We start from the raw sequence: 8,915 nt of genomic DNA, 5'->3' as shown, positions 1-8,915 counted from the left end.
AACAAACTACATTGAAATTTAGTCGGATTTAACTGTAGCATATTTTGGGTTCCAGTTAAGATGCGTTTACCCTGGTAATATTACTAGAAGTTCCAGTAGTGTTTTGGTTTAAGGTTGGAATGTCACTTGCTTGAATATTGGACAATAAAATGTTATTGCCATTTCCTCTTAAAAAATTACCAGAAGTAATTCCGCCAGATATATTATTTAATGCGGTTTGCCTGTTGTTTAAGTCAGATAGATTATTATCGGCAACTAATCGTAAAGCTATCTGATTGAATATTGATACCGCAAAATTAGCATCATCCGACAATGCTTGTGCTAACTCATCTAAAGTATTTAATGTTTCCGGCGCGCTACCGATTAAGTTGAATATTGCGGTGTCAATATCCGCTGGTTTGGCGAACCGAGATTGAGGTATCTGCTGTACCGTACCCGTAGTTGCATCGCGTCCCAATAAGGTATTGGCTGGTAATTCCGTCAATCTACCGTCAATTGCTAATTTAATTGTTTCTAAATCGAGCCTTAGTTGTTCTATCTCGTTATTTTTTTTTTCGCTTTCAATTCTAATTGCAAACTCTAATTCTAAAAAATCATTATCTTTTAAGAGTCCGTATCCATAATCTACAAGTTGAATAGCTATTTCATCATTTTGCTCTAAGATGCGTACCGCTTGTTTACTTAGGTAGGGATTGAGCAAGTCAAAGTAATCCTTACGTCCCCGATTTACCATAATAATTTCAGCTTTTTCTCTCCATCCCGTTTCACCTGTTTTTCGGGTAAGGAGTTTTAAACCAAATTTTTGGGAAGCATTTTCCGCAGTCGTAAACTTACTTAACTTTTCGGCTTCTGTTTCATCTCCGTCAAAATCGGGGAAACGGAACAATTGAAATGAAGCAAGTGAACCATTGCAGTAGATAGCCTCTAAATATATTCCCAGTTCATCATCGGGGTCGATAGTCATACCCCTGAGATGGAATACTTCTGTAATGGCTGTTGTAGTAGTAGGTTTAACAGAAATCGGAAAAGTACGTGTTTTGATGCCCATTGGTTTGTTTTGGTGTGTATTTCCTAGAGTAGCCCCCTACTGTAGGGGGCTACTTGTAAAAATGCTGGCAGATACTAGGTTGTTACAACGAATTCGTTGAATCCATCCAAAGCCCCTTCTTTGAAGCCTTCAAGAAAGTTACCTAATTCAGCGTTAGTCTCAGTAATTTTTTCAATTTTGTCGTCAATTTTTTGATTGATAACAAAGGATTGACCGTCTTGCAACCCCCAATTAGCAATCTTACTGTCAATTGCTTTATTACCAGTACGGATATTTTCCCGTGCATATTTCCGTAAATTCATGTACCCTACTTTTGCTGCAAGATTACGCGCATATCGAATAAATACGTTAGCTAGGTTTGAAAGTTCGTCAATCAATTCTTCAGTAATACTGTTTCCGGTATCTTGCTCCGCTTGAATAGATATTGCTGCTGCACCAGTAATATTTATTTTTAACTTAGGATTGCCTTTTCCTCCACCGAGAAACATCCCTACAAGTAACCGCCCAACAGACTCTCCGAACGTATTCATAAACGACAGATGAACAGCTTTTAGTTCTGCAAGGATAGCGTTATCAGACTTTATCCAGTCAACGTTGAGGACTGTGTTGGTTGTTCCCACGATTGCTTGCTGCAGGGTAGGGAGCATAGCCCCAAGCGCTACTCCCCCAAGCTTGATACTGCCTAAAGCACCCCACATAGATGCGATGCCACCGCTGGCAATAGCTGTCAAACCAGTGACACTACCAATAAACCATCCTGCGACAGCTACCGCAGCACCTCCAGCTAAAAACCCTAGCGGATCATCCCTGAGCCATTGACCAAACAATTCCCAATCCCCACGTGCGATCGCTCCCAGTAATTCCTTTCCCCCTTCCCATATTCTTTTCCCAAATTCAACAACCGTTTGAACCCCTTTTTTGATAACGGAAATCGCTTCACTAGCTGACTCTTTCAACCATTTACCAGGGTTTATCCCTTCAGTCGAAAAAGCGAGAGCGCTATCTTCAATCGTTACTCCCCAGATTTTACTTTCAGCCATATTTTTAAGTTAGCAACCATTCTGTTGCAGTTTCGGTAATTGTGCCGTTTACCCCTATCACGGACGTGTAAGGCAAGGTTATACTACCCGAATATTCAAGGGAATTGTAGTCGAACTTTAACGTACAGTTAGTTAGATTGTTAGGGTTTTTAGCTGATTGATTTTGCCAATAGACTATGTATTGAACCACATCAATAAAATATTGACTCAAGGTTGTACCTTTTATCGTTCCACCACTACCAGGTTCAAAAGTGAGTGTTGACAAGTAAGGTGCAGCCTTGTCAGTAAAGATGCCACTATACTCCTCAAAGGTCACGGTACCGGGCATCGTAAAATCCCCTTCTAAAATCTGTTCGTCACTTTTGGTTATATTGAGTTTTTGGGCGGTTAAGCCTTTTTCGGCACTGTTAATTAAGTGTACCAACTGCCACAATTGCCCCTCGATAGTCGTCGCATTTATTGTTGAATTGTATCCCGGCGTCACTGTTGCCATGTTTTTACCTTCATTTTTACAAGTAGCCCCCTACAGTAGGGGGCTACTCTAGGAAATGCACTAAGAAACCAACTAACTTCCTTTGACCTTGGTTGCAAGTGCGATCGCAAAACCGAACAGGGTAGTTGCCAGCGTCGTCAGGTTTACGGGTGCATCACCCGCTGCTTTTAGCCCGATCGATAAAGCCCCAAACGTAACCCCTACCGCGCTTGTGCAAAGCGAGAACATCAAAAATCGGTAAGCGTACCTGTCAATCTCAAGCATCTTCTATTGTCCAATCGGTGCGAGAAGGGATATTTTCATTCGGAAAGCCCGCTCGATCGTGTAACACTCCATCGCGCATGAGCACCCCTTTAATATCCCGAATATCACACTTGAGTATCCCTAGTTCGACAACCAAATTATCGATATTCTGTTGCATCTTTCGACCGTAACTGAAATTGTGTTTTTCAACTTGAAGGGACAAGTTTTCTAACCGGGTACTGTACTTGCTCATCGCAAAAGCAAAACCAGCCGTTGCTGCTCCCCCACCGCCACCAATAATTAGAATGATTATTTCTAATAATTCTTTTGTTGTCACCTCAATTTATTCCTCCTGTATACTCCCACGCAAACAGTGAAACATTGCCACTGTAATTAGCATCAAAAATTAAGGTATAATTGTTGACTATTTGGGGGTAAGTGATTATTTGCAACCTGTTCACGTAGATTTTAAATGAATTATCAAACTTGGCGTCATTGCTCCCCCCTACGATTAAACCACTATTTACTTCTCTGCTAAGGTATCCACCCCACCGCCAAGGATCGATGACAGCACCCGGTAAAGAAAACATTATCGCCACAGCGGGGGTGGATAGTAAAACAGGGCAAGTAACGCGAGTGTACTTATTGTCGTCTGGAGGTATTGAGTTTAACCCCCAAATTTGATTCCACGAATCCTGATTGAATGTGAAATTCATTTATTACTTAGCTTTAGCCAACAAAGCTGCTTGTTCTGCGGTAGTGCTAGGCGCGTCTACACTGGTAGACGTTTCCGCAGTTGCGCTTAAAGGTAGTGGATAGGTTCTACCGCCTTTAATGGTGTACTGGGGATAAATTTCAGTTGCACTAGGAGCGGTGCCAGTTCGCTGAACCTTTCCATCCGGAATATATTCGGCAAGCGCTTCTCCGATTTGTGCAACAGTCATTGCACTAGGAAAAGTTAACGAGACAGTACGTTTTGTTTTTTTTGCTAATGCGCCCGTTTTTAGTATTACTGTTCTAGCCCTCGCGCTTGCGTCTGGTGTGTAACTAATTTTACCCGCAGGTACTACGACATCAGTAGCTACTCCTGCGGCATTAAGTACGGATTTTGTGTAACCCTTTCTGTCCCGGTTAGCTTCGCCTGACGGTACGTATTGCTTGTCTACAATGCCAAGAAAACCCGCAACACGAGAAGTGCACGTAAAAGTTCCAATTAAACTTTCTAGTGTTGCATCAGTAGGTTTTTCGCTTGGGTCTTGTCCCTTGTAACCAACTAAAAAAGCTAATCTACCCATAACCATTTCTCCTAAAATACTTATTTTTTAATATAGCTCGCAAAACAACTTATTTTTGATCCAGAAGCTATGTTGAACCCCTATAGGTTTACACAGTTTTTTTTGAGCTAAAATCAACGCATGATTGTTTACTATTTTTAAATGTGACCACTAAACCTACCACTAAACGTCTCACTCTCGACAGCAACAAAGGGGAACCCTCCCTGCTTTTTGCGATAAACGAACTAATCGCCAGCGGTGGTATTGATTTTGATGAATGGTGGAAAGAGTACCGCAAGGGTTTTCCATTACGCAATCAAGCTGTAACTAACTTTCGGAAAGAAAGTTGGGTGACACCCAAATATCTCGATATCACCCCAAGGGGAATCGGTACAGGTAAAGTGTTTGAATTTTTCCCAGACGAAAAAGACCTAACTACCAGTTACATACTTTCGGGTACTACCCGCGATATCATCCACCACATCACTGCTATCGGATACCAACAAGGTACTGGTGCTGGTGCTGTATCTGGTAAAGGTAGCAAACCGCCACTGCGAGGCTTTCCACTAATTGAGCTTTATTTCGTTAGTCCTGATAAAAAAGTAGGGGTTAAGTGGATACGATGCGCGGGCTTTACTGACGATCCGAAAATCGCTCAAACCAAACTCGCAAAACTCGTGACACCTGCGGACATCAAAGATTGGGCTAATAAAATCAAAACTATTTTTGGTGACACCAAGTATATCTGGAAGAAAGGCAAAGAGTGTCTATCATATAGTGGTCAAATTGCTCGCTTACAAGGCTTAGAAGGATATGCCTATGTGAGGAACAAGGAGGATGGGATAGCTTTATTTACGGCAATACTGAAAATATTTGACGCGCTACCCGACAAAGACGGCTTCAATGAGAGTGTGAGCACGTCTGCTACGAAGTACGCAAAACAGACTAAGGAAATAATTGTGGTAGGGGAAAAAGTGAAACCAGATGAACGTCGGCCATTGGCTGATTGCGAGTTTGACCGGGCCGTACTTAAACTACCTTTACTGAACAAACCTATCCCTTTGGTTAAAAAAAATATCGTACTTTATAAATGAGAGTATTTGCTAGTATCTGTGTGCATTTCCTAGAGTAGCCCCCTACTGTAGGGGGCTACTTGTAAAAATAGACTGAATATGACTGATTTTAAGGGTTGACGTGAAGTGAGTTTTGGTGCGATCGTCGTAAGTAACAGAAGGCCCCTACGGTGGTACTAACACTTTCGGGGCATTTGCTTCTGGCTGTATCAGAGCCTTTGGCTTTATTATTATGTCACAACAGTCCGCTTCGCGTGCCCCACGATCGACTTGTCTTAACTATTCGTGGGATAAGCCCCTTGCACTCCGTTGGTATCGAGACGCCGTGTTTGATGGTATCCGCCACACCGAGGCTTTCGCCTGCATTGATATCGGTACTGGCGTTAAGCCGTGGTTGTACTACTACCAGGCTCCCGTGCTATTACCGGAACAGGTAGATGCCCTTTATGGCGTTGAGCCAAAAACTACCGATCGCCTAATCCGCAACTTTGAACCACAACTGGTAGGGGATGGCTTGTTCAGTTGTCCCGAAACCTTCATTGAACACTCGGAACCCGTACTCGGTATCTGCTGGATAGGAAAACCCCACCTCAACTACCTGTTGCCCCCACGGGCCGTACTTAAGCTGGCCTGTTGGATGCCAGCAACTACCGAGGTGCTGCGGGTACTAACGTGCCTCGAAGCGATCGCAAAAAAGGCATATGAGCCACTACCGGAACCGGTGAGGATGACGCAACACTACAAGGTAGTCGAACGGCGAACCGCCCCAAAGGATAAATTGGTAATGGTACAAGAAGCGCAAGAGCTAGGGCTTTACGCTTACGCCAAACACTTTGGGGACTTGAAGTCGGGCATCACCTACAGTCGGTTGCTTACCCACTACGAACGGGGTGGACAGTTCCCTAAAGGTGAATATGATGCTTTCCTTGCCAAGCATCCAGAAATCGAAACGTACTGGACTGATTTAGAAGCCCTTAAAGCCCGATGCTTCACCATTAACGGCAAACCGTACCTCCTCATTACCGAGGGGTGCATAAAGGCAATAAAAGGCTGTATGTGGGATATCCCTACGGTAGCGGTAATGGGAGTTGACATAGCCCTAACACCAGCGGCAAAGGGTACACCCGACTTGATACCAGGGCTGAAACGATTAGCTGAAGCGGGTCTTAACTTTATCATCGCTTACGATTCCGATCCACCTGAGAAGGTGGAAACCGTAAAAAATGTCCGCCGTGCCGAAAAAACCCTCACTAAACACCTGAAAGCCTATGGCTGCGAGGTACTATCGGTTACAGGCAATTGGAACCACGAGGACGGCAAGGGGATGGATGATTTCATCAATAATCAAGGGATTGAGGCCTTCAGGGCGGTGTTGATGAAAGCTAGCAATGTAGTTTAATCGCTTGACACAAGTGACACCAGCTCGACAACTCGGAGTAAAAAAACACCGACACCGCGCGAGATTGCAGCACAACTGGCCGAAGAATATCGCCCCCAGTGGAAATACCACGAAGAACAGCAAACATGGCGGGGATGGACTGGCAAGTGTTGGGAAAAGATAAAACCAGGGCCGTTTAAAAGCCTGATTGTCACTACGTTGGACGCAAAGGGCGTAAACTACAGCGGGATTGAGTACGTTAATAACGTCATTGAGATGCTCAAGTGTTACCTGCGAGAGGTTTACTGGCAAACATGGGATAAGTCCCGATACATCAATTTCGAGAATTGCGTACTCGACGGCGATACCCTTGGAACCTTGCCACACTCACCCGGCATGGGGTTTACTTCCTATTTACCCTTTCCCTACCAGCCACTAACAGGCGATCTAAGTGACCCCTTGGAAGCACTACGGGTGAACTGCCCTAGTATCCACAAATTTTTCCGGACGGCGATGCAGGGTGACGCCAAGAAAATATTCAAGCTACTGGCAATCATCAATAGTTGTCTCCGGTTTAGCTTTCACGGATATCAGCAGTTTGTTCACTTTATCGGGGTTCCTGGTTCCGGCAAGGGTACTTGCGCTCGGTTAATAGAGAAGGTAGTAGGGAAGGATAATACCCAACCTTGCAGTCTTGACAGCCTAAAAGACGGCTCAACTATTGCCAGCATTATTGACAAGCAATTAGTAGTTTTTGGCGATGAACGTAAACCCGTGGGAGTTGATAGCATTCTCCGGCTAACTGGTGGGGATAGCGTCAACTACCGGGAAGTGTACCAGCCAGTGGCAAGCGCACACTTTTATGGACTACTCCTTATCTGTAGCAATGACCCTATCTTCATGGGAAATACCACCGGGCTAGAGCGGCGCTTGTGTCTGGTTAATTTTGAAAACGCCATTCCCAAACACTTGCGGAATTCAGAGATGGAAGCCAGCTTCGATCCGGAAATAGGGGCGCTAATCGCGATCGCACTTTCACTCCCCAGTAGTGAGGTAAAGCAGGCAATTCAGGGTATCGGTGATGCTGAGATTGCAGATTTCAAGGCTGCTGAATGGGATATGAAAGTACGGATGGATAGCTTGGCCGCGTTCTTCGAGATGGAGCTAATTGTTGAGGACGGCGCACAAACCCGTGCGGGCGATCTGTTTGACAGTTATAAAGATTTTTGTGAGGAAATTAAAAAACCTGCGATGAGCCTGACAACTTTTTCGCCGGGTCTAGAGAAACTTTGCACTGAACTGCACCTGCCAGTCGTTCGCGATCGGAGCGGTCGTCACGTTACTTTTGTCGGTTTAAGGTTGAGGGGTAAAAATGATTATCACCCTACTTACTCCCAACAACTAGCACCGCTTTGCAGGACTTCTGACAGCACTAGCAGCACTTCTGCAGGACTTGTTGCAGGACTTCCGCCCATACAGGATATAGATTTGCAGGACTTGCAGGACTTACCTCCAAACATTTTGGGAAATTGTGAAAACACCGAGAAAAAGCAAGGTGAACCGGAAAGTCAAAACCAGGACAACCAGGAAAAAGTAGAAGTAAAGAAAGTTACCCCTTTAAGTCCTGCAAGTCCTGCAAACCCTATACAAGACAAGGATTTAAGTCCTGCATCAAGTCCTGCATCAAGTCCTGCAAACCCCCCCCAAAGTCCTGCAACCGCACAAAGTAAATTTCGTGGCGAAAAACTAGCAGACCAGATGCGAGAGGCAATAGCTAAAGGCAGCCGGGAAGATGCAAAAGAAGTTATGGAGCGTGTCGCTGCGTCGGGGCTGCAAGTAAGGGGCTTTTTTGCTAAAGCTTTTACTAAGGAGGAAAGTCTCAATATCCGTCTCTTAAGGGATTTTGACCTGACTAAAGGCACATCGGTTCAATATGTCGGGGCTAAGTTTGCGGAACAGTATAAAGGGGTCGTGCTAACAGTTGAGGGAGCTAACGCCCAGAACGAACTTTGTTGCTCCCTCCCGGATAGTGGCGGATACACAACTTGGTTGAAGCCGGAGGACTTACGCAAGCTCTAGTACAGCTCGGCGTAAGTACACAGACTATATTTGTGGTAGAAGAACATAGTTAGCTGAGACCCGTTTAGGTGGGTGATCGAGGAGTCAGAGATGGCCTTATTAATGCCTAAAATATTAAATTTAAGCGATGGCGAGCGTCATCAACTTCAGAAGTTGATCGACAAACACAAAACGCCCCAACAGCTAGTGCTACGAGCCAAAATAATTCTCATGGCATCAGATGGTCAAAACCATCGTGAAATAGCCCGAAGCCTAGAGATTAACCGACAGATGGCTCGCTTATGGCG

The 8,915-nt window shown here is 44.7% G+C and carries 10 protein-coding genes and 1 pseudogene; 4 read left to right on the top strand and 7 right to left on the bottom strand.

What is annotated here, in order from left to right:
- Positions 1–55: 55 nt before the first annotated feature.
- From QUB35_RS37745 to QUB35_RS37715, 7 genes are all read right to left on the bottom strand, one after another.
- A complete protein-coding gene (locus QUB35_RS37745; protein ID WP_333148032.1) occupies positions 56–1,048 on the bottom strand; it encodes a hypothetical protein in 993 nt (330 codons plus the stop codon).
- A 74-nt stretch (positions 1,049–1,122) separates the two neighbouring features.
- Positions 1,123–2,088 (bottom strand): hypothetical protein, encoded by a 966-nt coding sequence (locus QUB35_RS37740; RefSeq protein WP_333148030.1) that lies wholly within the window; start codon positions 2,086–2,088, stop codon positions 1,123–1,125.
- Between the two features lie 4 nt (positions 2,089–2,092).
- Positions 2,093–2,581 (bottom strand): hypothetical protein, encoded by a 489-nt coding sequence (locus tag QUB35_RS37735; RefSeq protein WP_333148028.1) that lies wholly within the window; start codon positions 2,579–2,581, stop codon positions 2,093–2,095.
- A gap of 72 nt (positions 2,582–2,653) precedes the next feature.
- The gene (locus tag QUB35_RS37730) at positions 2,654–2,845 is read right to left on the bottom strand and encodes a hypothetical protein (RefSeq protein WP_333148026.1); all 192 of its coding nucleotides are present in this window, start codon (positions 2,843–2,845) and stop codon (positions 2,654–2,656) included.
- Positions 2,838–3,161 (bottom strand): hypothetical protein, encoded by a 324-nt coding sequence (locus QUB35_RS37725; protein ID WP_333148024.1) that lies wholly within the window; start codon positions 3,159–3,161, stop codon positions 2,838–2,840. Before QUB35_RS37725 ends, QUB35_RS37730 begins: the two co-directional genes overlap by 8 nt.
- Before the next feature lies 1 nt (position 3,162).
- Entirely contained in the window at positions 3,163–3,540 is a 378-nt protein-coding gene (locus QUB35_RS37720; protein WP_333148022.1) for a hypothetical protein, read from the bottom strand.
- Positions 3,541–3,543: 3 nt separating this feature from the next.
- Positions 3,544–4,119 carry a hypothetical protein gene (locus QUB35_RS37715; protein WP_333148020.1) on the bottom strand — a complete coding sequence of 192 codons (576 nt, stop codon included), beginning with the start codon at positions 4,117–4,119 and terminating at the stop codon, positions 3,544–3,546.
- Positions 4,120–4,262: 143 nt separating this feature from the next.
- Here QUB35_RS37715 and QUB35_RS37710 point away from each other — a divergent pair, with 143 nt between their 5' ends.
- From QUB35_RS37710 to QUB35_RS37695, 4 genes and pseudogenes are all read left to right on the top strand, one after another.
- Entirely contained in the window at positions 4,263–5,192 is a 930-nt protein-coding gene (locus tag QUB35_RS37710; RefSeq protein ID WP_333148018.1) for a hypothetical protein, read from the top strand.
- 211 nt (positions 5,193–5,403) lie between these two features.
- The gene (locus QUB35_RS37705) at positions 5,404–6,570 is read left to right on the top strand and encodes a DUF3854 domain-containing protein (protein WP_333148016.1); all 1,167 of its coding nucleotides are present in this window, start codon (positions 5,404–5,406) and stop codon (positions 6,568–6,570) included.
- A 63-nt stretch (positions 6,571–6,633) separates the two neighbouring features.
- On the top strand, positions 6,634–8,628 hold the full coding sequence (locus QUB35_RS37700; protein WP_333148034.1) for a DUF5906 domain-containing protein: 1,995 nt from the start codon (positions 6,634–6,636) through the stop codon (positions 8,626–8,628).
- Positions 8,629–8,730: 102 nt separating this feature from the next.
- Positions 8,731–8,915: pseudogene (locus QUB35_RS37695) on the top strand (helix-turn-helix domain-containing protein); the annotation flags it as partial.

The sequence above is a fragment of the Microcoleus sp. B13-B6 genome, from assembly GCF_036705405.1.
In the GTDB taxonomy this organism is placed as follows: Bacteria; Cyanobacteriota; Cyanobacteriia; order Cyanobacteriales; family Microcoleaceae; genus Microcoleus.
This window is presented reverse-complemented; position numbering and strand designations above follow the sequence as displayed.

Coding starts and splice junctions, on each gene's coding strand:
- QUB35_RS37745 (WP_333148032.1), bottom strand. CDS start 1,048: ATGGGCATCAAAACACGTACTTTTCCGATTTCTGTTAAACCTACTACT.
- QUB35_RS37740 (WP_333148030.1), bottom strand. CDS start 2,088: ATGGCTGAAAGTAAAATCTGGGGAGTAACGATTGAAGATAGCGCTCTC.
- QUB35_RS37735 (WP_333148028.1), bottom strand. CDS start 2,581: ATGGCAACAGTGACGCCGGGATACAATTCAACAATAAATGCGACGACT.
- QUB35_RS37730 (WP_333148026.1), bottom strand. CDS start 2,845: ATGCTTGAGATTGACAGGTACGCTTACCGATTTTTGATGTTCTCGCTT.
- QUB35_RS37720 (WP_333148022.1), bottom strand. CDS start 3,540: ATGAATTTCACATTCAATCAGGATTCGTGGAATCAAATTTGGGGGTTA.
- QUB35_RS37715 (WP_333148020.1), bottom strand. CDS start 4,119: ATGGGTAGATTAGCTTTTTTAGTTGGTTACAAGGGACAAGACCCAAGC.
- QUB35_RS37705 (WP_333148016.1), top strand. CDS start 5,404: ATGTCACAACAGTCCGCTTCGCGTGCCCCACGATCGACTTGTCTTAAC.